This is a genomic window from Mycobacterium sp. Dal123C01 (genome assembly GCF_052566995.1).
In genome coordinates, this window is sequence record NZ_CP199580.1 from 1830471 (window position 1) to 1852339 (window position 21869).

A 21869-nucleotide genomic window follows, 5' to 3' on the forward strand; every position below is an offset into this window, starting at 1 on the left:
CTGGTGGTCGGGGGCGCGGTTGTCGCAGTCGTCCCGGCCGCTGGGCTGGGGGAGCGGCTGCGTGCCGGTATCCCGAAAGCGTTCTGCGAACTCGACGGTCGCTCCCTGCTCGAATGGGCAATCGCGGGTCTGCTGAAGTCGGGGGTCGTTGATCATGTCGTGGCGGCGGTGCCCGTCGATCGCATCGACCAGGCCAAGCAAGTCCTAGGTAACCAAGCCACGGTCGTCGCCGGCGGTGCCGGGCGCACCGATTCGGTGGGCCTGGCTTTGTCTGCCCTGCCCGGTGATCCGGAGTTCGTGCTGGTGCATGACGCGGCGCGCGCGTTGACGCCGCCGGAGCTGATCGTGCGGGTGGTCGACGCGTTGCGGGCGGGGCACGCCGCAGTCGTACCCGCGCTGCCGCTGCATGACACCATCAAGGCCGTGGATGCCAACGGCGTGGTCCTGGGCACGCCGGACCGCGCCGGGCTGCGGGCGGTCCAGACTCCGCAAGGATTTGCCACCGACCTCCTGTTGCGCGCCTATCAGCGGGCCACCGGCGCCGGTTTCACCGACGACGCGTCTTTGGTCGAGCACGTCGGCGGCCAAGTCCAGGTGGTCGACGGCGACCCCTTGGCGTTCAAGATCACCACCCAGCTGGATCTGCTGCTGGCCCAAGCGATTGTGCGCCGGTGACCGAGCTACTTCCGCTTCCAAGGGTCGGTCTGGGTACCGATGTGCACCCGATCGAGCGCGGGCGGCCCTGCTGGGTGGTCGGGCTGCTGTTTCCCGACGCCGACGGCTGCGCCGGACACTCCGACGGCGACGTGGCCGCGCATGCGCTGTGCGATGCGGTGTTGTCGGCCGCCGGGCTGGGCGACATCGGTGGCGTATTCGGGGTCGACGATCCGCGATGGAAAGACGTCAGCGGCGCCGACATGCTGCGCCACGTCGTCGATTTGATATCGGAGCACGGCTACCGGGTCGGAAACGCCGCCGTCCAGGTGATCGGTAACCGGCCCAAGATCGGTCCACGCCGTGCCGAGGCGCAACAAGTGCTGTCGGATCTCCTGGGGGCACCGGTGTCGGTATCGGCGACCACCACCGACGGGCTGGGCCTGACCGGGCGGGGCGAGGGTTTGGCCGCAATCGCGACGGCCCTGGTCATCGCCCGCGGATAGCCCCGCGAGCTGCGGTCGGCCGATCTGAAGTAGCAGGTAAGCTGGCACGTCGTGACCGATCGCCCCCGTTTGCGGCTCCACGACACGGCAGCTGGTGCTGTACGTGATTTCGTTCCGCTGCGCGAGGGACACGTCTCCATCTACCTGTGTGGCGCCACCGTTCAGGGGCAGCCGCACATCGGGCACGTCCGCAGCGGCGTGGCTTTTGACATCCTGCGCCGCTGGCTGATGGCAAGCGGTTACGACGTCGCGTTCATCCGCAACGTGACCGACATCGACGACAAAATCCTCAACAAGGCCGCTGCCGCATGCCGGCCGTGGTGGGAGTGGGCGGCCACCTACGAGCGCGCGTTTACCGCGGCCTACGACGCGCTGGACGTCTTGCCGCCCTCGGCAGAGCCGCGAGCCACCGGGCATATCACCCAGATGGTCGAATTAATGGAACGCCTGATCGAAAATGGTCACGCGTATGCCAGCGGTGGCGACGTGTACTTCAACGTGTTGAGCTACCCCGAGTACGGCCAGCTGTCCGGCCACAAGATCGACGATGTCCATCAAGGCGAGGGCGTGGCCACCGGCAAGCGCGACGAACGCGACTTCACGATGTGGAAGGGCGCCAAGCCCGGCGAGCCGTCGTGGCCGACACCGTGGGGGCGGGGCCGGCCGGGCTGGCATCTGGAATGCTCGGCAATGGCGCGCACGTATCTGGGGACGGAATTCGATATCCATTGCGGTGGAATGGATTTGGTATTCCCGCATCACGAGAATGAAATCGCTCAGAGCCGCGCGGCCGGGGATGGGTTCGCCCGCTACTGGCTGCACAACGGCTGGGTGACGATGGGTGGCGAGAAGATGAGCAAGTCGCTGGGCAACGTGTTGTCCATCCCGGCGATGTTGCAGCGCGTCCGTCCGCCCGAACTGCGCTATTACCTCGGCAGCGCTCACTACCGCTCGATGCTCGAATTCTCCGATATCGCCCTGCAAGATGCGGTGAAAGCCTATGTCGGAGTGGAGGAATTCCTGCACCGCGTGCGGGTCCGGATCGGTTGCGTCGTGCCGGGCGAGTGGACGCCGCGATTCGCCGCGGCGCTCGACGACGATCTCGCGGTCCCGATCGCGCTGGCCGAGGTACATCACGCTCGCGCGGAGGGCAACCGAGCGCTCGACGCCGGCGACCATGAAGGTGCGTTGGCCAACGCCGGCGCGATCCGCGCGATGATGGGCATCCTGGGTTGCGACCCGCTTGACGAACGCTGGGAATCGCGCGACGAGACGTCGGCGGCACTCGCGGCCGTCGACGTGCTGGTACAGGCCGAACTGGAGAGTCGCAAGCACGCGCGCGAGGAGCGCAATTGGGCTCTCGCAGACCAGATCCGGGAGCGACTCAAGAATGCCGGCATCGAGGTCACCGATACCGCCGACGGGCCGCAGTGGGAGCTGCTGGCCGGTGACGAGAAGTAGATGGCCGGCAACTCGCGGCGCCAGGGGGCGATACGTAAATCCGGCAGCAAAAAGGGTCAGACGGTAGGGTCCGGTGGCCAGCGGCGCAGCGCGCTGGAGGGCCGCGGTGCCACGCCGCCCGCGCACATGCGCCCTAACCATCCCGCCGCCAAGCGGACCGCCAAGACGCGGCCACGCCGGCCGGCACGGGGACGAACTGACGAAACCGAAACGGTGCTCGGCCGCAACCCGGTGGTGGAATGCCTGCGTGCCGGCGTCCCCGCGACGGCGCTCTACGTCGCACTCGGTACCGAAGCCGACGAGCGTCTCACCGAATCAGTTTCCCGGGCAGCCGATTTGGGCATCGCGATCCTGGAAGTTCCGCGCTCCGACCTGGACAAGATGACCACCAACCATCTGCACCAGGGCATCGCGCTGCAGGTGCCGCCATACAACTACGCCCACCCCGACGACTTGCTCACGACTGCTCTGCAGACACCGCCGGCGTTGTTGGTCGCCTTGGACAATATTTCCGATCCCCGCAACCTCGGTGCGATCGTGCGTTCGGTCGCGGCCTTCGGCGGTCACGGCGTCCTGATACCGCAGCGCCGTTCGGCATCGGTGACGGCGGTGGCCTGGCGCACCAGCGCCGGGGCGGCGGCGCGTATTCCGGTCGCCCGGGCCACCAATCTCACCAGGGCACTGAAGAGTTGGGCTGATCGCGGGGTTCGGGTGGTCGGGTTGGATGCCGGTGGCGACACCGTACTCGACGACCTGGACGGCACCGACCCGATTGTTGTGGTCGTCGGATCCGAAGGCAAGGGGCTATCGCGGTTGGTGCGGGAGAACTGCGAACAGGTGGTATCGATACCGATGGCCGGTGATACCGAATCGCTGAATGCCTCGGTGGCTGCCGGGGTGGTGCTCGCCGAAATCACGCGCCAGCGCAGGAGTTAACCCGATTGCCCGGCCGGCTTACGCGCCTGGGTGCCGTGCTGGCCGCCGTCGCCTTGTTGGCGCAGCTGCCGACGCCCGCGGCGCAACCGCCCGGATTCGATCTGCAGGCCCACCGCGGCGGACGTGGTGAAACGACCGAGGAATCGCTGCGTGCATTCGCCAAATCACTCGAACTCGGAGTCAGCACACTGGAACTCGACATCGTGATCACCAAAGACGGACAACCTCTGGTGTGGCACGATCCGACGCTTGACGCGGAAAAGTGCGTCGACACCGGGCCCGCATCCGCCGGCGATCCGCAATACCCGTACGTCGGAAAGCTGGTACACGAGCTGACCCTGGCGCAGATCCACACCCTGGACTGCGGGCGCCTGCTCGCCGAATTTCCCCGTGCTGAAGTGGTGCGGAGCAACAAGATAGCGACCCTGCCGCAAGTCTTCGCGCTCGCCGATTCGTATCACGCCGGGGTGCGCTACAACATCGAAACCAAGGTGGAGGCCGACAAGCCAGACCGATCGGCCGAGCCCCAGCAGTTCGTCGACGTGATCCTGGCCGCGGTCCGGTCGGCGGGCAAGCTCGACCGCGTGGAGATTCAAAGCTTCGACTGGCGAACCCTGCCGATGGTGCACCAGGCCGAACCGTCGATCCCGCTGGTCGCCCTGTACAACGAGGAGACCTGGGTGCCGGATTCGCCGTGGCTGGCCGGCATCAACGCCATGACGGTGGGAGACCCGATGATCGGGGCGTTGATGGTGGGGGCGAACCTGGTCTCGCCCAGATACCAGCTGGTCACCGGTAACGCGTACGTTGACCATGCGCATGCGTTGGGGCTCAAGGTTATTCCGTGGACGGTCAATGACGTCGACGCCATGCATCAGCAAATCGGTTACGGCGTCGACGGCATCATCACCGACTATCCCGCGTTGCTGCGCGGCGTCCTGGCCGAACTCGGCATGCCGTTGCCGCCGGCCTACCAACGCGGTTAGAGACCCAGCAGCCGCGCAGATCCCCACAGCGCGACCACTGCCACCACCAGGGCCGGGGGCACGGTAAGCAGACCGAGGCGGGTGTACTCGCCGACGCCGGCCTCGACGTCATGCTGGCGAAGCACCCTCCGCCACAGCAGGTTTGACAATGAACCGACGTAGGTCAGGTTGGGCCCGATGTTGACCCCGATCAACACCGCCAGGATTGCGACCGGACCGCTGGGCGCGACCAATGGCAACAGCACCAGGGTTGCGGGCAGATTGTTGACGACGTTGGCCAGCACGGCGGCCACCGCGGCGATAGCCAGCAATGCGGGCAGCCCCGACCCGTGCGGCAGCACTGCGGACATCACGGTGTCCATTCCGTTCAGCGTGACCGCTTGCACCACGACGCCCAGCGCCAGCACGAACACCAGAAACGAAACCTGAGCCGAGCGCAGGATTTCGGCCACGGTGGTGTGCCGGTGGCGCAGGCTGCGCACCGCGAGCACCGCGGCGCCGGCCAGCGCGACCCATGCGGGGGCCACTCCCAGCGGTTCTGAGAGCGCGAACCCGGCCAGCGTCAGACCCACGACCACCAAGACGAACACCGGGGGCCGCGGCGCCGGCCCGAGTTGTTCCGGGTTCGGCACCACGCGCAGATCCCGGGCGAAAAAGCGACGGAAGACCAGATACAACGTGGTGACCGTGGCCAGCCACGGTAACGCCATCACGAGAGTGAACGTGGTGAACGAGAGGTTCGCGGTGTGAAACGCCAGCAGGTTGGTCAGGTTGGACACCGGAAGCAGCAGCGACGCGCCGTTGGCCAGGTGGGCCGTGGCGTAGGCGTAGGGGCGCACCGGAGTTCGCAGGCGGCGCACGGCGGCCAGCACCACCGGGGTCAGCAACACCACGGTGGCGTCCAGGCTCAGCACGGCGGTGATGCTGGCGGCGATGACGAACACGTGGCGCAGCAGGCCATGTGACCCGACGGGGGTTCGGGCGATCGCCGCGCCCGCGGCCTCGAACAGGCCTTCGTCGTCGCACAGCTTGGCCAGCACCAACACCGCTCCCAGGAACGCGACCACTCCCGACAACCCGGCGACCTGCTTGGCCGCCTGATGGACCGAGATCGCGCCGATCGCTATCACGATCAGGGCCGCCGGAACCGCCGCCACCGCCTCCGGCCAGCCCCGCGGGCGCGCGACCGCGAACCCGAGAACCACGGCAAGCAGCAACAGCGCAACGGTCAGTGCCAAAGTCTGGACCGCTTCACATCCACGGGTTCTCGCGCCGCCAGACCGTCGGCATGTGCAGCGCGACGCCGTCGCGGGCGGCCAGCTCGTCGAGAACACGGATGGACACGTCCAAGTCGTCGCCCGCATAGGGCAAGGCCCGCAACGGCTTTGACAAAGGGCGAAAGAAGTCGTCCCAGTGGATGAGGATCACCCGGCGCGCGCCCACCGCTTGCACGGTCTCGGCCCAGTAATCAAGCAGGTATGACCGGGGCTGCAAACCCAGCTGGCCGACGCTGAGGTAAACGGCATCCGCGCGCTGCCCGGACAACGCGCCTTTGACGAAGCCCGCGCTGCCCTGGATCAGCAGCCGTCGGTCCGACGGCAGGTGGTGGATCAGCGTCGACCACGCCTCCCCGCAGCGATAGGCCGACACCTTCACCGGCGGCACCAGTGGCGCGTCGATCACCCCGGGAAACCGGTCGGGCGGACAGTGGTGTGACTTCACGAGCGTTACATCGTAGGCGCCCAACCGAATTGGTTCGCCAGAGACCGCGACGACGAGACGATCCTCCGGCAGGCCGTATCCGCGCCCGGCGTTGGCCGCTGATTCGCCACCGACCAGCTGCGCGCCGGTGCGGTCGGCGACCAGTGCGGAATCCATCACATGGTCGACATGGGTGTGCACCGGGATGACGGCCGCCAGCCGCGACACCTTGGCCCGGGCCAGGCAGCCGTCCACGCGGGCCGGCGACGGCGACAGCTTGCCGGCCGCAACGCGCGCCAGGCCGGGGCGCGAGAAATAGCCGTCGGTCATCAACGCGGACGAACCGTCGTCGATCAGCAGTGTCGCCACGCCCATCCATGTCGCCGACAGTCCGTTGGCTTGCGCGGCAGGCACGTCGAAGCGGTCCGAATATCGCGCGATGTCGGGGCGACCGAGCTTCAGCCGCATCAGCAGAACGCCTTGATGTCGATGCCCGCGGCCTCGAGCCGATCGCGCACCGCGGTTGCGATCTGAACCGCGCCGGGCGAATCACCGTGCACACAAATCGATTCCACGCTGACATCGATCTGGGTGCCGTCGACCGCGGTGAGGCATCCGGAGGACACCATGGCCACCACCCGCTCCGCGATCGCCGCGGGGTCGCCCAGCACCGCACCCGGTTCGCGACGGGAGACCAGCTGGCCGTCGGGCCGGTAGGCGCGATCGGCGAAAGCCTCGGCCACCGTGGGTAGACCAAGACGCGCGGCCTCGTCGAAGAACACCGAACCCGCCATGCCCAAGACGGGCAGCGTGGCGTCCACCGCACGTACCGCCTCGGCGACTGCGGCGGCCTGCTCGCGGTTGGTCACGATCGTGTTATACAGCGCGCCATGGGGTTTGACGTACGAGACCGCCGATCCGGACGCGCCGGCGATCGCCTGCAAGGCGCCGATCTGGTACACCACGTCGGCAACGAGATCCTCGGCGGCGACGTCGATGAAGCGCCTGCCGAACCCGGCCAGGTCGCGATAGCTCACCTGCGCGCCGATCCGGACACCACGCTCGGCTGCGCTGCGGCACACCCGCAGCAGGCCGGCCGGATCGCCGGCGTGGAAACCGCACGCCACGTTCGCACTCGTGACGATCCGGAGCATCGCGTCGTCGTCACCGAGACGCCAGACGCCAAAGCCCTCGCCCAAGTCGGAGTTCAGGTCGATACCGGCCATCTGCCTAGCTTATTGCGGAACCTTGGCGAGGATCTGATCCAGGAGGCTGTTGACCGCCGGGTCGGTGTCTTTGTTGAGCAGGCAGACCCGCGCCTCGGCGACGACGGAACCCTGGACGGCCATCGCGTGCGAGCAGCCCTATCTGGGGTCTTCTTCTTGGCGCATCGACAATTCGATGCGCGACCCGCTGCCGCGCAAATCGTGGGTGAAGAAGTAGCTGTGATTGCCGTTCGAGGAGTGAAACCCGTACCGCCGCTGGGCGCATCGTTGCCAGTCCTGTCGCGCCCGCTGTAGCAACGCCTGGGCGTCGCCGGCGACGGTAAACGACGTGACGAGTTGGGTGACGTCGGCCGCCACCGCGTTGGGGGTGCTGAACTGGTTGCCCCGCATCGCGACATATCCGCTATTGGCGTAGATCGCCACGTCTCCCACCGAGCCGAGGCCCAGGCAGGTGCGATCGTCGACGATTTTCGAGGAATCCGACGTGCTGGTGGCGGTGCCGACCAAGGCCATGTTCGCTCCACCGGCAAGGGCGATGAGCTGGTCCTGACTCAGCAGCACGCCTTCGAGGACTGTCGTCGGTATCGCACGCGGTGCCGGGCTGGCCGTCGCGGTCGCCGGGATCGCGGGTTCGGCGCCCAGCGCCGTTCCGTCGACCGCCTTCGTGCACCCGGCCACCGCTGCCGTCAAGGCGCAGACGATCGGCGCGGCGAGTAAGGCGGTCGGCCATCGAGTTACCCGTTGCATCGCTTACTGCTTAGCCACTTTCGCCGCGATCTGGGACGCGATGTCGGTTGCCGACGAACCCACCAGGCTGTACGCGCACGTCACGACGTCGATGGCGACGTTGTTGCGGACGGTCAGAGCCCGCTGGCAGGTCCACCCGTCGCCACCCTCCTGGACCTCGGAGGTGCTGAGCATGCCGTTGTCCTTGGTGATGCCGGCAACCGTCCACACGGTGTCGGGCTGACCCGGAGCGACGTCGGAAAACCTGCGTTTCGAGCAGGTTGACCAGCTCTGCACCGAGGAGTCGTAGAACGCGTCGGCATCGTGCGCGGACGGATATGCGACGACGGCCTGAATCGCGTAATGGGTGCGCTTCTTGGAGTCGTCGACGCTGTCGTCAATCCGCTGGCCGCGCATCGCGGTCCACCCGGTGCCTGCGTAGACCTTCTCTTGGGCGGCCCCATCGATGGCCAGGCAGTTCTTGTCGCTGACGCCGGAGCTCCAATTCCACATGCCCTTGACGCTCAACCACACCTTCATCGATGTCGCACTCAGCGCGCCGTTGATCTGCTCCGCGCTGAGCAGCAACCCGTCCAGCGCCGATACCGCTACGGGATTCCGGCTCGGGGCCCCGGATTTGTCCGCGGGCACCGCCTTCCCGGTGACGTTGCTGGTGCAGCCGAGGGCGATGGTGGTCAACGCGGTCAGCACAAGGACGGCCATTTGCTGGCGCACCGTTGCCTCCCCCGCCCGTGGCCATTGCGTGCGACAAGCTTATGCGGTGGCCTCCCGGCGTCGTCCCAGCAGCCAGCAGAATAAATAGATCAGAAACGAGATCGTTGCGACGAAAACCGACACCGGGACACCGGGCGCCAGCGACAGCACGATGCCCCCGACCGCGGCGACCTCGGCGAAGATCACCGAGGCCACGATGGCCGCTCCCGGCGAGGCGACCACCCGCGCGGCCGCGGCCGCCGGTGTGATCAGCAACGACATCACCAGCAGCGCGCCGACGATCTGTACGGCCTGGGCGGCCACGATGCCGACCAGCGCGGCGAACACGATGCCCAGCGCCCGAACCGGCACCCCGCGGCCGGCCGCGACGTCGGGATCGACGGTGGCGAACAACAGCGGTCGATAGCAGGTCGCCAGAACGCCGATGACCAGCAGGCAGACCAGCGCCAGCGTCGCCAGTCCCGTGTAGCCCACCCCGACGATCTGGCCGGTGAGCAACGCGAAACTCGTCGTCGAGCGTCCCGGGTAGAGGTAGATGAACAGCACCGCGAGGCCCAATCCGAACGCCAGCACCACCCCGGTCACCGAATCGCGTTCCCGGGCCCGCTGACCGAGCACGCCGAACAGCGCGGCCGCCACGGCGCTGCCGATCAGCGCGCCCAAGCCGACCTGGAATCCAACAAGCAACGCGAACGCGGCGCCGGTCAGCGACAGTTCGCTGGATCCGTGCACGGCGAACGACATCTGGCGCATCACGATGAACGGGCCGATCAGCCCGGCCACCAGTCCCAGCAGGGCGGCCGCCAGCAGTGCCTGCTGGACGAAGTCATGGCCTAGCAACCCGGCGGTGATGTTGAACGAGAACAGATGATCCAGCACGTCGGAGAGCTGGTTGTTCATAACGCGAGCCCGCTGTCTTCGCCGACTACCACGTAGCGGTCGTTGACCTTCACCACCTGAATGTCGGCGCGGTACAGCGTCGACAGTGTTTCGGTGTTCATCACCTGCTCGACGGTGCCGACGCGGAACCGGCCGTCGACCAGATACAGCACCCGGTCGACGTATCGCAGGATCGTGTTGATCTCGTGAGTAACCACGATGACCGTGGTGTTGGCCTCCCGGCGGCGGCGGTCGATCAGCGCCGCGACCAGCTTGGCGTTGGCCGGGTCCAGGGCCAATAGCGGTTCGTCGCACAGCAGCAGCATCGGGTCGCTGGCCAGTGCCTGAGCGATGCGCATGCGCTGCAACTCGCCACCCGACATCAGCCCGACGCGGACATCGGCCAGCTGTTCGCCGTTGACCTGCGTGAGCGCCTGACGTACGGCCAGCTGGCGGCGGCCCCGCTCGGCGGACCGCAGCGTCATGCAGCCCCAGCGGTTGCCGTCGATGCCCAGCCGGACCAGGTCGCGCCCGACCAGCATCACGTCGCGGTCGATCGGGCGGTGTTGGGGCACATAGCCGATGTCCCCGCTGCCCGAGGTGACCTTTTTGCCGTCCACCAGGGCGGCGCCGGCGCTCAGCAGGAGCTGGCCGAGTAGCACCTTGAGCAGCGAGGTCTTGCCGGTGCCGTTGGGACCGAGCACCGCGATGAACTCACCGGGCGACACCGACAGGTCGAGGTCGTCCCACAGCACGCGGTCGCCGAAGGCCAGCCGGGCGCCGGTGAGCGAGACGGCGGGTGGCTGGTGATCGGCCGTCTCGACCGCTTGGTCAATTACGGGCACTGTTCCGGCTCGATCGCAACGCAGCTTCCAGCTGGCTGACCGTATTGCGCTGCCAACTCAGATAGTCCGTGCCATCGGGCACCGTCTCGGTCACCTGGGTCACCGGCACGCCCGCCTTTTGGGCCGCGTCCTGCAGGCCGCTGATCGCGGGCGTGGCCGTCTGCGGGTTGACCAGTAGCACCGCGACCTGGTGGCGTTTGATCAGGTCGAGGACATACGCCATGTCGGCCGGCGAGGGGTCGGTCCCGTTCTCGTTGGCTGACAGGAAACTTTCGGGAGTGCGATCCACCAGTCCCGTGGCCTTCAGCAGGTAGAACGCGACGGGCTCGGTCGCCACGACGGAGGTGTTGGGATACGTGTTGCCGATAGCACGTTCCGAAGCGCCGATCGCGTCGACGTCGCGGCCGAACCCGGCGGCGTTGGCCCGATAGTCGGCCGCGTCGGCCGCGTCGATGGCCGCGAGCCGGTCGGCGACGGTGTTGGCGACGGTCTTGGCGACGCCCAGGTCGTAGAAGACGTGCTCGTTGGGCGGATTCCCGTTGTCCGTGTGACCGGCGAACGAATACGCGTCCACCGATTTGATGTTCGGATGGCCGGTCAGCACCGCAGTGATCCAGGGGTCGTAACCACCGCCGTTGTAGATCACCAGCGCGGCGTCCATGACGGCAGCGGCGTCCGAGGCACTGGCCTGGTAGGTGTGCGGATCGATAGTGGCGCCGGACAGAATCGACTTGACGCTGACGTGTCGCCCCGCGACGGTGTGCGCAACGCTGCCCCACACATCGGTGGAGGCCACCACGCCGCCCCCTTGCTGGAGCGCAGAGCCGGCGACACCGCAGCCCGTGATCGCCGTCGCGCCGATCAGGCAAGCGGCCATGGCTGGCAGGAAGCCGGATAGCCGATGTCGCTCGTTGACTTGTGTCATTCGCATCCCATCAGCACCGCACGCAGGTGTGTTTTCCGGTGGCGGTCCCGCCCGCCGACTCACATACTAATGAAAATCGTTTCCATCAGAAAGTGGCAGATAGCGGCACCGTAGGCGTAGGCGACGACGCGCTGTAGCGTCACCGAACGTGAGTCCCACACCACGTCGGCGTGCGACTCTGGCGTCGTTGGCGGTCGAACTCAAGGTTTCGCGCACCACCGTCTCGAATGCCTTCAACCGGCCCGATCAGCTCTCCCCGGACCTCCGCGAACGCGTGCTCGCCACGGCCAAGCGGCTGGGCTACGCCGGCCCGGACCCGGTGGCGCGCTCGCTACGCACCCGCAAGGCGGGTGCGGTTGGTCTGTTGATGGCCGAGCCGCTGACCTATTTCTTCAGCGACCCGGCGGCGCGCGATTTCGTTACGGGAGTGGCGCAATCGTGCGAGGAGCGGGGGCAGGGCCTGCTGCTGGTCGCCGTCGGGCCCACCCGCAGCCCTGAGGACGGCGAGGCTGCGGTGCTTGCCGCCGGGGTGGACGGCTTCGTGGTGTATTCCGTCCGCGACGACGATCCCTACCTCGAGGTGGTGCTGCAGCGGCGTGTGCCCGTGGTGGTGGTCGACCAGCCCAGGGGCCTGTCCGGAGTGTCGCGGGTGGGCATTGACGACAGGGCGGCGATGCGCGAGCTCGCCGACTATGTGCTGGGGTTGGGGCATCGCGAGATCGGGCTGCTGACGATGCGGCTGGGGCAGGACCGCCGGCAAGACCTGGCGGACGCCGAGCGGCTGCGCTCGCAGACTTTCGACGTGCAGCGCGAACGCATCGCCGGCGTGTGGGATGCCATGCAGGCCGCCGGTGTGGACCCAGATTCGCTGACCGTGGTGGAAAGCTACGAGCACCTGCCGACGTCGGGTGGCGAGGCGGCCAAGGTGGCCCTAGAGGCCAATCCGCGGATCACCGCATTGATGTGTACCGCAGACATATTGGCGCTATCGGCGATGGATTACCTTCGGGCACACGGCATTTACGTGCCCGGTCAGATCAGCCTCACCGGATTCGACGGTGTGCCCGAGGCGATCAGCCGCGGCTTGACCACGGTGGCGCAGCCCAGCCTGGAGAAGGGCCACCGGGCCGGGGAGCTACTGCTGAACCCGCCACGGTCCGGCCTGCCGGTCGTGGAGCTGCTGGACACCGAGCTGATTCGGGGCCGCACCGCCGGTCCGCCGGTTTAGCTGGACGCTAGGTACTTTGCGCATCGCCGATCAGCAGCCGCACCGCCAGGTCCAGCCGCTTGCTGACGTCGGTCGCCGAGGCTCGCCGGGTGAGCCACGCCAATAGGTTCGACAACCACACGTCCGAGATCACCCGGGCGATGTGGTACTGGTCCTCGGTCGGTTCACCGTCGCTCATCGCGCGCGCGAACATGCTGTCGATCAGCTTTTCGACTTGGTCGACCTCGCTGGCCGCCGACGCGTCGGCGAAGACGTAGGCGCGCGTCATCGCCTCGGTCAGCAGCGGATTGCGCTGCATGGCCCGATTGAGCTTGCCGACCATGAAATTCAGCCGCTGGAACGGAGTGCCGCCGGCCACCGCGGAGCGGTCGGTTTTGGCGTCGATGCGGCCGAACTCGCGGCCCAGGGCCGAGACCAACAAGTGCACCTTCGACGGGAAATAGCGGTACAGCGTCCCGACCGCCACATCCGCTCGATCGGCCACCGCACGCATTTGAACTGCCTCGTAGCCGCCTTTGGACGCGATGGCCATGGTGGCGTCCAAAATGCGCTTGCGACGCTCCCGTTGTGCCTCCGAGCCAAGCTCGGACTCAGCCAGTACTGCCACGTTCAGGACCTCGCGTGGCTGCGAGTCTGAGACGTGGCCCGAGTTAGCGTTCGCTGGCGACATCTGACGGGTTGCTCCTCTTCCAGGCGGTTCGTTCGCAAACGATACGCAAGCCGAGTGTGAATTTCCCACCTCCGTCCCGCCGGGGCAGCGAGCTGTCCTGCTGTAATGGCGTTCGACTTGACGGTCGTTCGCTGGCACTATTAGAACACGTTCTAGTGGGCGGTAGCGCCCCTAATGGTCACGTTGAATCGAGCACGCGGAGGGCACCAGGTGGTAGCGACCGTCACCGACGAACAGTTCGCGGCACGTGAGTTGGTGCGCGATTGGGCGCGTAATAAAAGCTCCGGGCCTGGCGGGACCACTGCGATCCGCGCGATAGAGCAGGGCGAGGTCGATGCCTGGCGGCCGGTGTTCAGCCGTCTGGCCGACCTCGGCCTGTTCGGCGTAGCCATTTCCGAGGAGTCCGGTGGGGCCGGCGGCAGCATCGAGGATCTGTGCGCGATGGTCGAGGAGGCAGCCAAGGCGCTGGTGCCCGGCCCGATCGCCACCACCGCGCTGGCAACCCTGGTAGTCACCGATCCCGAACTGCTGTCCGCGCTCGCCACCGGTGAGCGCTTCGCCGGGCTGGCCCTCGAGGGGGACGTGCAGTTCGACAGCGACTCGGTGTCAGGCACCGTCGACTTCGTGCTGGGCGCTGCTGACGGCGCGGTGCTGCTGCTGCCGTCTGACGGGAAGTGGGTCCTGGTCGACACCGGCAGCGACGGCGTGCGGGTGGAGCCGTTGCAGGCCGCCGACTTTTCCCGGCCGTTGGCGCGCGTGGTGCTGACGTCGGCGCCGGCCACCCCGATCGCCGAGTCGCGGGAACGGGTCGAGGAATTGGCCGCGACCCTGCTGGCCGCCGAAGCGGCCGGCATCACGCGCTGGTGCCTGGATACCGCGGTCGACTACGCCAAAGTGCGCGAGCAGTTCGGCAAGCCGATCGGCAGCTTTCAAGCGATCAAGCATCTGTGTGCCGAGATGCTCTGCCGCGCCGAGCAAGCCGAGGTGGCCGCCGCCGATGCCGCTCGGGCCGCAGCGGATGCCGACGCCGACCAGTTCTCCATCGCCGCGGCCCTGGCCGCCAGCGTTGGCATCGCCGTTGCGAAGGCCAACGCCAAAGACTGCATCCAGGTGCTCGGCGGCATCGGCTGCACCTGGGAGCACGACGCGCATCTGTACCTGCGGCGGGTGCACAGTATCGGCCGGTTCCTGGGTGGCGCCGAGCGCTGGTTGCGCCGCATCACCGCACTGACGCAGGACGGCGTGCGCCGCCGCCTGAGCATCGACCTCACCGAGGTCGAGAGCCAGCGAGCCGAGATCGCCGCGGCCGTCGCGGAGGTGGCCGCGCTGTCCGTCGAAAAGCGGCAGGTGGGACTGGCCGAGGCGGGCCTGCAGGCACCGCACTGGCCGAAGCCGTACGGACGCGCGGCGTCCCCGGCCGAGCAGCTGCTGATCGACCAGGAGCTGGCCGCGGCCGGAGTGGAGCGACCCGACCTGGTGATTGGCTGGTGGGCGGCGCCGACCATCCTCGAGCACGGCACGCCAGAGCAGATCGAGCGTTTCGTGCCGGCCACGCTGCGTGGCGAATTCCTTTGGTGCCAGCTGTTTTCCGAGCCGGGAGCGGGCTCGGACCTGGCGTCGCTGCGCACCAAGGCGGTGCGTGGTGACGGCGGCTGGCTGCTGACCGGGCAGAAGGTATGGACCTCCGCGGCGCACAAGGCGCGCTGGGGCGTGTGCCTGGCGCGTACCGATCCCGAGGCCCCGAAACACAAGGGCATCACCTACTTTCTGCTGGACATGAAATCGACCGGCATCGACATCCGGCCGCTGCGGGAGATCACCGGCGACTCGCTTTTCAACGAGGTGTTCCTGGACAACGTGTTCGTCCCCGACGAGATGGTGGTCGGCACGGTGAACGACGGTTGGCGGCTGGCCCGCACCACCTTGGCGAACGAACGCATCGCGATGGCGAGCGGGACGGCGCTGGGCAACCCGATGGAAGAGCTGCTGAAGTTGCTCGCGCCGATGGACCTCGACGCCGCCGAACAGGACCGGCTCGGGCGGCTGATCATCTTGGCCCAGACCGGCGCCCTGCTGGACCAGCGCATCGCCCAACTCGCCGTGGGTGGCCAGGACCCCGGTGCTCAATCCAGCGTTCGCAAACTCATCGGCGTCCGCTACCGGCAGGCGCTGGCTGAATTCACGATGGACGTCGCCGAGGGCGGCGGCCTGGTTGACCGCCGGGCGGACAACGACCGAGCGGTATTCGACTTCCTCAACACGCGCTGTCTCACGATCGCGGGCGGCACCGAACAGATCCTGCTGACCGTGGCCGCCGAGCGGCTCCTCGGATTGCCTCGCTAGCTCGCTACCGGCTCGACGGAACTCGACGCGCTAGGAGAACGTCGTCTGCGCGCAGGTGCTCGGCGAGGTGATGTTGACCCCGGAGTAGACCACCTGAATGTGGGTGCACACGATGACGTTGACGTCGGTCTTGGGCTGGCCCGTGCCCCAGTCGGTGGAGTCGATGCGCCCGGTCGTCTGGTACTTGTCCGGCGGTCCCTCGCCGAAGTAGACCGTGGTGATCTCGTCGGTCCCCATCGATTTCATGACCCGCTCGTACTGACCGTTCGCGTGCGCGTCCAGGTAGGCCATCCGGTTCGACGACCGGATCTCGCTGGTCTGGCGCGCCCACAGGCCGGGCGGGAAACCGGTCACACCGTCGGGCGTGCGCATGTCGGCGCCGGCGACGAAGTCGCAGTGGCCATCGGATTTGAAGCAGTTGAGGAACATATGCGTCTCGAGCTGGTTGGGTCCGTCCAGCGGGATGAGGGTGGTGGCGGTATTGCTGGCCGCCCCCGCCAATGGCGTGGGCAGGAATGCCAGCAGGAGTCCGACAGCTGCCAAGCCCGTTATCGGCCGCCTCATCGGAGCTTCCTTCCGTCGAACCCTCGAGGGTGAACTTAACTCCGCGACTATTCGTCGTAGGTGACTTCTACCGAATCAGATTCCGGGTGAGATTGACAGGCCAGAATTAGCCCTTCATCGAGATCCTGTTGCTCGAGCACGTCATTGACTTCCATGTTCACTTTGCCGCTGCGCAGGGTGCAGGCACACGCGCCGCAGTGGCCCTCACGGCACGAGAACGGTGCATCCAAACCCTTGGCGAGCAGGACGTCGAGCAGCTTGGCGCTGCGCGGCCATGACACGGTGTGGGTCTCGCCGTCCAGCTGCACCACGGCGGTGGCCGGCGGCTGGTCGCCCTCGTCGGTGTCCTCGATCGTCACCGCCGCGAACGGATCCGAGTCCAGCGACTTGAACACCTCGATATGCACCTGTGGCGCAGGCACTCTCAGCGTCTCGAGAGCCCGGCGAGCCGCGTCCATGAACGGGCCGGGCCCACAGATGAACGCGTGCCGATCGGTGAACGGCGTGGCCAGCGTCGCCAGCGCCGCGGTGCTCGGCAGCCCCTGCACTGATTCCAGCCAGTGCACCACCGTGAGCCGGTCGGGATACTTGGCGGCCAGCTCCCGCAGGCTGTCGGCGAAGATCACCGAGCGGTCGTCGCGGTTGGCATAGACCAGGGTGACCTGCCCGCTGCCTTCGGAGAGCGCCGACTTGCAGATCGACATGATCGGGGTGATCCCGCTACCAGCGGCCAGCAGCAGAAAGTTGTCGTCGAGGGTCTTGGGTACGAAATTGCCCGACGGAGCCAGCACGTGGATCCGCATGCCCTTGTGAGCGTGGTCGCACAGCCAGTTGGATGCGTATCCGTCGACGGTCCGTTTCACCGTGACAGTGAGCGCATCATCCGTGAACGGCGAGCTGCACAACGAATAGCAGCGAGCGACCGAACCGGTGCGGTCGCTGGGCACACGCAACGTCAGGAACTGACCCGGCGCATAGCGCAGCCGCTGCGGCGGAATCTCGGGGTCGCCCGACTCGTCCGGCACGGCGAACACCAATGAGCGTGCATCGTCGGTCTCGTCGACGACCTCGGCGATCTGCAGTTCCAGGACATGGTCGCCGAGCGGCTCGTCGGGTGCTTGGTCCAGATCCGCTTCCGTCAAGACCCGCCCCTCCCTTTCTGACAACTAGAACATGTTACAGAAAACCCGATTCATATCGCTACCAGGCGCAGGAATACCCTGCTCGACACAAATCGGAACGTGTTCTAGTCTGCTGTGTAAGTCCACTGAGTAAATCTGGCCCAGGAGGCAAAGGTAAGTGACGTCCATTCAACAGCGTGATGCGCAGTCGGTGTTGGCTGGGATCGACGATCTGCTCCCGAAGATTCGGGAGCGCGCTCAGGCGACAGAGGACCTGCGCCGGCTGCCCGATGAGACCGTTGCCGAGCTCGACGAGGTCGGCTTCTTCACCCTGCTGCAGCCCGAGCAGTGGGGTGGCCTGCAATGCGATCCCGCGCTGTTCTACGAGGCGGTTCGCCGCATCGCCAGCGCGTGTGGTTCCACCGGCTGGGTGAGCTCGATCATCGGCGTGCACAACTGGCACCTGGCGCTGTTCGACCAGCAGGCACAGGAAGAGGTCTGGGGCGAGGACCCCAAGACCCGAGTCTCGTCGTCGTATGCCCCGATGGGCGCGGGCGTGGTGACCGACGGGGGCTACCTGGTCAACGGATCGTGGAACTGGTCCTCGGGCTGCGATCACGCCACCTGGGCGTTCCTCGGCGGACCCGTCATCAAGGACGGCCGGCCCGTCGACTTCGGCAGCTTCCTGATCCCGCGCAGCGAGTACCGCATCGACGACGTGTGGCATGTCGTCGGCCTGCGCGGCACCGGCAGCAACACCGTCGTCGTCAAGGATGTCTTCGTGCCGCGGCACCGCTTCCTGTCCTACAAGGCGATGAACGACGGCACCGCGGGCGGGTACCAGAACAACACCGCGGCGGTCTACAAAATGCCTTGGGGCACAATGCATCCCACTACCATTTCGGCCCCGATTGTCGGAATGGCCTACGGCGCCTACGACGCACACGTCGAGCATCAGGGCAAGCGGGTGCGCGCCGCATTCGCCGGTGAGAAGGCCAAGGACGACCCCTTCGCCAAGGTTCGCATCGCGGAGGCGGCCAGCGACATCGACGCGGCGTGGCGCCAGCTGAGCGGCAACGTCGCCGACGAGTTCGCGCTGTTGTCCGCCGGCAAGGAGATTCCGTTCGACCTGCGCACCCGCGCCCGCCGCGATCAGGTGCGCGCCACCGGGCGTGCGATCTCTTCGATCGACCGGTTATTCGAGGCATCCGGGGCCACGGCCCTGGGCAACGACCAACCGGTGCAACGGTTCTGGCGCGATGCGCACGCCGGCCGGGTGCATGCGGCCAACGATCCGGAGCGGGCCTACCAGATCTTCGGGAACAACGAGTTCGGGTTGCCTCCCGGCGACACCATGGTCTAGCGCATGACTGAAACCCAGTCCAAGACCGAAGAATTGACATTCGAGTCCACCTCGCGCTTCGCAGACGTGGACGTGGACGGGCCGCTGAAGCTGCACTACCACGAGGCCGGCGTGGGCAACGAGCAGACGGTGGTGCTGCTGCACGGCGGCGGTCCCGGGGCGGCGAGCTGGACGAACTTCTCGCGCAATATCCCGGTGCTGGCAGAGCAGTTCCACGTCCTGGCCGTCGACCAGCCCGGGTACGGTCTCTCCGACAAGCGCGCCGAGCACGGGCAGTTCAACCACTACGCGGCGCGGGCGCTCAAGGGCCTCTTCGACCAGCTGGGCTTGGGACGTGTTCCGCTGGTGGGTAATTCGCTGGGTGGTGGCACCGCGGTCCGGTTCGCGCTCGACTACCCGGACAAAGCCGGACGCCTGGTGCTGATGGGGCCCGGCGGGGTGAGCGTCAACCTGTTCGCCCCCGACCCGACCGAGGGTGTCAAGCGGTTGGGCAAGTTCTCCGCCGCGCCCACCCGGGAGAATCTCGAGGCGTTCCTGCGGGTGATGGTCTACGACCAGAAACTGATCACCCCGGAGTTGGTCGAGCAGCGCTTCGCCTTGGCCAGCACACCGGAATCGCTGACGGCCACCCGGGCGATGGGAATGTCGTTCGCGGGAGCGGATTTCGAGCTCGGCATGATGTGGCGCGAGGTGCACCGGCTGCGCCAGCCGGTGCTGCTGATCTGGGGCCGCGAGGACCGGGTCAATCCGCTGGACGGTGCACTGGTCGCACTGAAAACCATTCCGCGTGCACAGCTCCACGTTTTCGGGCAATGTGGGCACTGGGCGCAGGTCGAGAAGTTCGACGAGTTCAACAAGCTCACCATCGATTTCCTGGGAGGCGCAGGATGAGCATTCGCTCTCTGGGCTATCTACGCATCGAGGCCACCGACATGGCGGCCTGGCGCGACTACGGCCTGAAAGTCCTCGGCATGGTCGAAGGCAAGGGCAGCACCGAAGGTGCGCTGTACCTGCGGATGGACGATTTCCCGGCCCGGCTGGTCATCGTCCCCGGCGAGCACGACCGACTCATCGAAGCCGGCTGGGAATGCGCGAATGCCGCGGGCCTGCAAGACATCCGGAGCCGGCTCGATGTCGAGGGCACGCCATACAAGGAGGCCACCGCCGCCGAACTGGCCGATCGACGGGTCGACGAGATGATCCGGTTCTCCGATCCGTCCGGTAACGGCCTGGAGGTCTTCCACGGCGCCGCCCTGGAGCACCGCCGGGTGGTCAGCCCGTACGGGCACAAGTTCGTCACTGCAGAGCAGGGCCTGGGACACGTGGTGTTGACGACCCGCGACGACGAAGAGACGTTGCACTTCTACCGGGATGTACTGGACTTCAAGCTGCGTGACTCGATGCGGCTGCCGCCGCAAGTCGTGGGCCGGCCCGCTGACGGAGCGCCGGCCTGGCTGCGGTTCTTGGGCTGCAACCCGCGCCACCACAGCCTCGCCTTCATGCCCGGACAGACCCCCAGCGGCATCGTGCACCTGATGATGGAAGTCGGGAATGCCGACGACGTCGGGCTGTGCCTGGACCGGGCGCTGCGGCGCAAGGTGCCGATGTCGGCGACGCTGGGCCGCCACGTCAACGACCTGATGCTGTCCTTTTACATGAAGACACCCAGCGGGTTCGACGTCGAATTCGGTTGCGAGGGCAGGACAGTCGAAGACCACGATTGGATTGCGCGGGAAAGCACCGCCATCAGCCTGTGGGGTCACGACTTCAGCGTCGGCTTCAAGGGTTGATTCGAGGCTGACCATGACTGCCGCGCCGATCGATCCGCGCACGTTCCGCGGCGTGCTGGGTCAGTTCTGCACCGGGATCACGATCATCACCACCGTGCACGACGACGTCCCGGTCGGGTTTGCCTGCCAGTCGTTCGCGGCGCTGTCGCTGGACCCGCCGCTGGTGCTGTTCTGCCCGACCAAGGTGTCGCGATCGTGGCAGGCTATCGAGGCCAGCGGCCGGTTCTGCGTCAATATGCTGACCGAGGGCCAGAAGGACGTCTCAGCCCGATTCGGCTCCAAAGAACCCGATAAGTTCGCCGGGATCGATTGGCACCCTTCGCAACTCGGTTCGCCCATCATCGACGGCTCGCTTGCCCACATCGACTGCACGGTGGCATCCGTACACGACGGCGGCGATCACTTCGTGGTGTTCGGCGCGGTGCAGTCGCTGTCGGAGGCACCCAAGATCAAGCCGCGGCCGCTGCTGTTTTATCGCGGTGATTACACCGGGATCGAACCGGACAAGACGACGCCGGCCCAGTGGCGCGACGACCTGGAGGCGTTCCTCACCACCACGACAGAGGACACCTGGCTTTAGCGGACACTTGACGCTAGGGCTTTCGACGAAACGTAGCGCCACTGCGGAACATCAAGGGGGAACGTTCCGCAGTGACGCTACGAAGAACTGGCCCAGCGTTAGCGGGGCGTCCCCCGATAGGTCTCCTGTCGCACGGCTTCCGCATCGGTCCGCGCTTCAGCTGACTCGGCCGACCATGCCTCATCATCGCGGTCCCGTCCAGGTTCCCCGGTCTTGCGGTCCTGCTTGCCGGTCTTCGGGTCGATGCTGTCGGCGTGGTCCCACCGCTCCTGAAGTTGCTCGCGCGACGCCGCCGCGTCGCTTTGGTGCTTATCCGCATGCTCCTGCAGCCTGGCGGCTTCGGCAGCTTTGACCTCGGCCTCGGCTTGTGCGGCACGTGCTTTAGCGGCGGTTTCCTGGGCAAGCGCTTCACGGCGTTCGAGCCGGGCCGACTCCAGCTTGGCCTGCCCACGGATCTCTTCGGCCTGCCGGTGGCGACGGCGATTCCTGACAGTGCTGAGCGCCACGATCAGGCCGGCGATCAACAGAACTGCTACTACTACGGCGATCACAATCCATACGGTGTTGGTGCTCATGCCCACACGGGTCCCCGTATTCGACACAAATAAAACAAGGCGGATCCCGCGCCAC

22 protein-coding genes and 1 pseudogene are annotated in these 21869 nt (G+C 66.8%); 11 read left to right on the top strand and 12 right to left on the bottom strand.

The features are described 5' to 3' along the window. Genes ispD through ACTXG5_RS08715 form a run of 5 tightly spaced genes read left to right on the top strand, consistent with a single transcriptional unit; the run spans position 1 to position 4543 of the window. Positions 1-675, top strand: a complete 675-nt coding sequence (gene ispD, locus ACTXG5_RS08695; protein WP_445164325.1) for a 2-C-methyl-D-erythritol 4-phosphate cytidylyltransferase — start codon at positions 1-3, stop codon at positions 673-675. Then, positions 672-1160: a 2-C-methyl-D-erythritol 2,4-cyclodiphosphate synthase gene (gene ispF, locus ACTXG5_RS08700; RefSeq protein WP_445163282.1), complete on the top strand. Its 489-nt coding sequence runs from the start codon at positions 672-674 to the stop codon at positions 1158-1160. Before ispD ends, ispF begins: the two co-directional genes overlap by 4 nt. A gap of 51 nt (positions 1161-1211) precedes the next feature. After that, positions 1212-2621: a cysteine--tRNA ligase gene (gene cysS, locus ACTXG5_RS08705; RefSeq protein ID WP_445163283.1), complete on the top strand. Its 1410-nt coding sequence runs from the start codon at positions 1212-1214 to the stop codon at positions 2619-2621. After that, the gene (gene rlmB / locus ACTXG5_RS08710; protein WP_445163284.1) at positions 2622-3557 is read left to right on the top strand and encodes a 23S rRNA (guanosine(2251)-2'-O)-methyltransferase RlmB; all 936 of its coding nucleotides are present in this window, start codon (positions 2622-2624) and stop codon (positions 3555-3557) included. 5 nt (positions 3558-3562) lie between these two features. Continuing rightward, complete coding sequence (locus tag ACTXG5_RS08715; protein WP_445163285.1) at positions 3563-4543, top strand: glycerophosphodiester phosphodiesterase; 981 nt, start codon at positions 3563-3565, stop codon at positions 4541-4543. On the opposite strand, the gene ACTXG5_RS08720 is transcribed toward ACTXG5_RS08715, so the two are convergent. From ACTXG5_RS08720 to ACTXG5_RS08755, 8 genes and pseudogenes are all read right to left on the bottom strand, one after another. Further along, positions 4540-5781, bottom strand: a complete 1242-nt coding sequence (locus tag ACTXG5_RS08720) for an SLC13 family permease (protein ID WP_445163286.1) — start codon at positions 5779-5781, stop codon at positions 4540-4542. The genes ACTXG5_RS08715 and ACTXG5_RS08720 overlap by 4 nt on opposite strands. A gap of 13 nt (positions 5782-5794) precedes the next feature. Next, positions 5795-6712 (bottom strand): MBL fold metallo-hydrolase, encoded by a 918-nt coding sequence (locus ACTXG5_RS08725; protein ID WP_445163287.1) that lies wholly within the window; start codon positions 6710-6712, stop codon positions 5795-5797. Continuing rightward, on the bottom strand, positions 6712-7470 hold the full coding sequence (locus ACTXG5_RS08730; protein ID WP_445163288.1) for a LamB/YcsF family protein: 759 nt from the start codon (positions 7468-7470) through the stop codon (positions 6712-6714). The genes ACTXG5_RS08725 and ACTXG5_RS08730 overlap by 1 nt, the downstream gene beginning before the upstream one ends. Positions 7471-7479: 9 nt before the next feature. Then, positions 7480-8217 (bottom strand): annotated as a pseudogene (locus ACTXG5_RS08735) (sensor domain-containing protein). 3 nt (positions 8218-8220) lie between these two features. After that, on the bottom strand, positions 8221-8919 hold the full coding sequence (locus ACTXG5_RS08740) for a sensor domain-containing protein (RefSeq protein ID WP_445164326.1): 699 nt from the start codon (positions 8917-8919) through the stop codon (positions 8221-8223). Between the two features lie 51 nt (positions 8920-8970). Continuing rightward, positions 8971-9831, bottom strand: a complete 861-nt coding sequence (locus ACTXG5_RS08745) for a metal ABC transporter permease (protein WP_445163289.1) — start codon at positions 9829-9831, stop codon at positions 8971-8973. Continuing rightward, the gene (locus tag ACTXG5_RS08750) at positions 9828-10646 is read right to left on the bottom strand and encodes a metal ABC transporter ATP-binding protein (protein WP_445164327.1); all 819 of its coding nucleotides are present in this window, start codon (positions 10644-10646) and stop codon (positions 9828-9830) included. Before ACTXG5_RS08750 ends, ACTXG5_RS08745 begins: the two co-directional genes overlap by 4 nt. Beyond that, positions 10642-11586, bottom strand: coding sequence for a metal ABC transporter solute-binding protein, Zn/Mn family (locus tag ACTXG5_RS08755; protein ID WP_445163290.1), 945 nt, complete (start codon positions 11584-11586; stop codon positions 10642-10644). Before ACTXG5_RS08755 ends, ACTXG5_RS08750 begins: the two co-directional genes overlap by 5 nt. A 142-nt stretch (positions 11587-11728) precedes the next feature. Here ACTXG5_RS08755 and ACTXG5_RS08760 point away from each other — a divergent pair, with 142 nt between their 5' ends. After that, positions 11729-12808: a LacI family DNA-binding transcriptional regulator gene (locus ACTXG5_RS08760; protein ID WP_445163291.1), complete on the top strand. Its 1080-nt coding sequence runs from the start codon at positions 11729-11731 to the stop codon at positions 12806-12808. A gap of 7 nt (positions 12809-12815) precedes the next feature. On the opposite strand, the gene kstR is transcribed toward ACTXG5_RS08760, so the two are convergent. Beyond that, the gene (kstR, locus tag ACTXG5_RS08765) at positions 12816-13415 is read right to left on the bottom strand and encodes a cholesterol catabolism transcriptional regulator KstR (RefSeq protein ID WP_445163292.1); all 600 of its coding nucleotides are present in this window, start codon (positions 13413-13415) and stop codon (positions 12816-12818) included. Positions 13416-13688: 273 nt separating this feature from the next. Here kstR and ACTXG5_RS08770 point away from each other — a divergent pair, with 273 nt between their 5' ends. Beyond that, the gene (locus tag ACTXG5_RS08770) at positions 13689-15821 is read left to right on the top strand and encodes an acyl-CoA dehydrogenase family protein (RefSeq protein WP_445163293.1); all 2133 of its coding nucleotides are present in this window, start codon (positions 13689-13691) and stop codon (positions 15819-15821) included. A gap of 30 nt (positions 15822-15851) precedes the next feature. Here ACTXG5_RS08770 and ACTXG5_RS08775 read toward each other — a convergent pair whose 3' ends face one another. Beyond that, a complete protein-coding gene (locus ACTXG5_RS08775; protein WP_445163294.1) occupies positions 15852-16385 on the bottom strand; it encodes a hypothetical protein in 534 nt (177 codons plus the stop codon). Positions 16386-16432: 47 nt separating this feature from the next. Beyond that, positions 16433-17527, bottom strand: a complete 1095-nt coding sequence (locus ACTXG5_RS08780) for a 2Fe-2S iron-sulfur cluster-binding protein (RefSeq protein ID WP_445163295.1) — start codon at positions 17525-17527, stop codon at positions 16433-16435. A gap of 157 nt (positions 17528-17684) precedes the next feature. Between ACTXG5_RS08780 and hsaA the strand changes: the two genes are divergently transcribed. The 4 genes from hsaA to hsaB are packed head-to-tail and all read left to right on the top strand — an operon-like array spanning position 17685 to position 21239. Next, entirely contained in the window at positions 17685-18869 is a 1185-nt protein-coding gene (gene hsaA / locus ACTXG5_RS08785; RefSeq protein WP_445163296.1) for a 3-hydroxy-9,10-secoandrosta-1,3,5(10)-triene-9,17-dione monooxygenase oxygenase subunit, read from the top strand. Positions 18870-18872: 3 nt separating this feature from the next. Beyond that, entirely contained in the window at positions 18873-19760 is an 888-nt protein-coding gene (gene hsaD / locus ACTXG5_RS08790; RefSeq protein WP_445163297.1) for a 4,5:9,10-diseco-3-hydroxy-5,9,17-trioxoandrosta-1(10),2-diene-4-oate hydrolase, read from the top strand. Next, on the top strand, positions 19757-20659 hold the full coding sequence (hsaC, locus tag ACTXG5_RS08795) for an iron-dependent extradiol dioxygenase HsaC (RefSeq protein ID WP_445163298.1): 903 nt from the start codon (positions 19757-19759) through the stop codon (positions 20657-20659). The genes hsaD and hsaC overlap by 4 nt, the downstream gene beginning before the upstream one ends. 13 nt (positions 20660-20672) lie before the next feature. Then, positions 20673-21239, top strand: coding sequence for a 3-hydroxy-9,10-secoandrosta-1,3,5(10)-triene-9,17-dione monooxygenase reductase subunit (hsaB, locus tag ACTXG5_RS08800; RefSeq protein ID WP_445163299.1), 567 nt, complete (start codon positions 20673-20675; stop codon positions 21237-21239). Positions 21240-21337: 98 nt separating this feature from the next. On the opposite strand, the gene ACTXG5_RS08805 is transcribed toward hsaB, so the two are convergent. Further along, a complete protein-coding gene (locus ACTXG5_RS08805; RefSeq protein WP_445163300.1) occupies positions 21338-21814 on the bottom strand; it encodes a hypothetical protein in 477 nt (158 codons plus the stop codon). Positions 21815-21869 lie beyond the last annotated feature (55 nt).

Excerpts from the sequence above, each read along its gene's own strand:
- hsaC (WP_445163298.1), top strand. The coding sequence starts at position 19,757 with ATGAGCATTCGCTCTCTGGGCTATCTACGCATCGAGGCCACCGACATG.
- ACTXG5_RS08755 (WP_445163290.1), bottom strand. The coding sequence starts at position 11,586 with ATGCGAATGACACAAGTCAACGAGCGACATCGGCTATCCGGCTTCCTG.
- ACTXG5_RS08740 (WP_445164326.1), bottom strand. The coding sequence starts at position 8,919 with ATGGCCGTCCTTGTGCTGACCGCGTTGACCACCATCGCCCTCGGCTGC.
- hsaD (WP_445163297.1), top strand. The coding sequence starts at position 18,873 with ATGACTGAAACCCAGTCCAAGACCGAAGAATTGACATTCGAGTCCACC.
- hsaB (WP_445163299.1), top strand. The coding sequence starts at position 20,673 with ATGACTGCCGCGCCGATCGATCCGCGCACGTTCCGCGGCGTGCTGGGT.
- ACTXG5_RS08805 (WP_445163300.1), bottom strand. The coding sequence starts at position 21,814 with ATGAGCACCAACACCGTATGGATTGTGATCGCCGTAGTAGTAGCAGTT.
- ACTXG5_RS08745 (WP_445163289.1), bottom strand. The coding sequence starts at position 9,831 with ATGAACAACCAGCTCTCCGACGTGCTGGATCATCTGTTCTCGTTCAAC.
- rlmB (WP_445163284.1), top strand. The coding sequence starts at position 2,622 with ATGGCCGGCAACTCGCGGCGCCAGGGGGCGATACGTAAATCCGGCAGC.
- ACTXG5_RS08775 (WP_445163294.1), bottom strand. The coding sequence starts at position 16,385 with ATGAGGCGGCCGATAACGGGCTTGGCAGCTGTCGGACTCCTGCTGGCA.
- ACTXG5_RS08730 (WP_445163288.1), bottom strand. The coding sequence starts at position 7,470 with ATGGCCGGTATCGACCTGAACTCCGACTTGGGCGAGGGCTTTGGCGTC.
- ACTXG5_RS08725 (WP_445163287.1), bottom strand. The coding sequence starts at position 6,712 with ATGCGGCTGAAGCTCGGTCGCCCCGACATCGCGCGATATTCGGACCGC.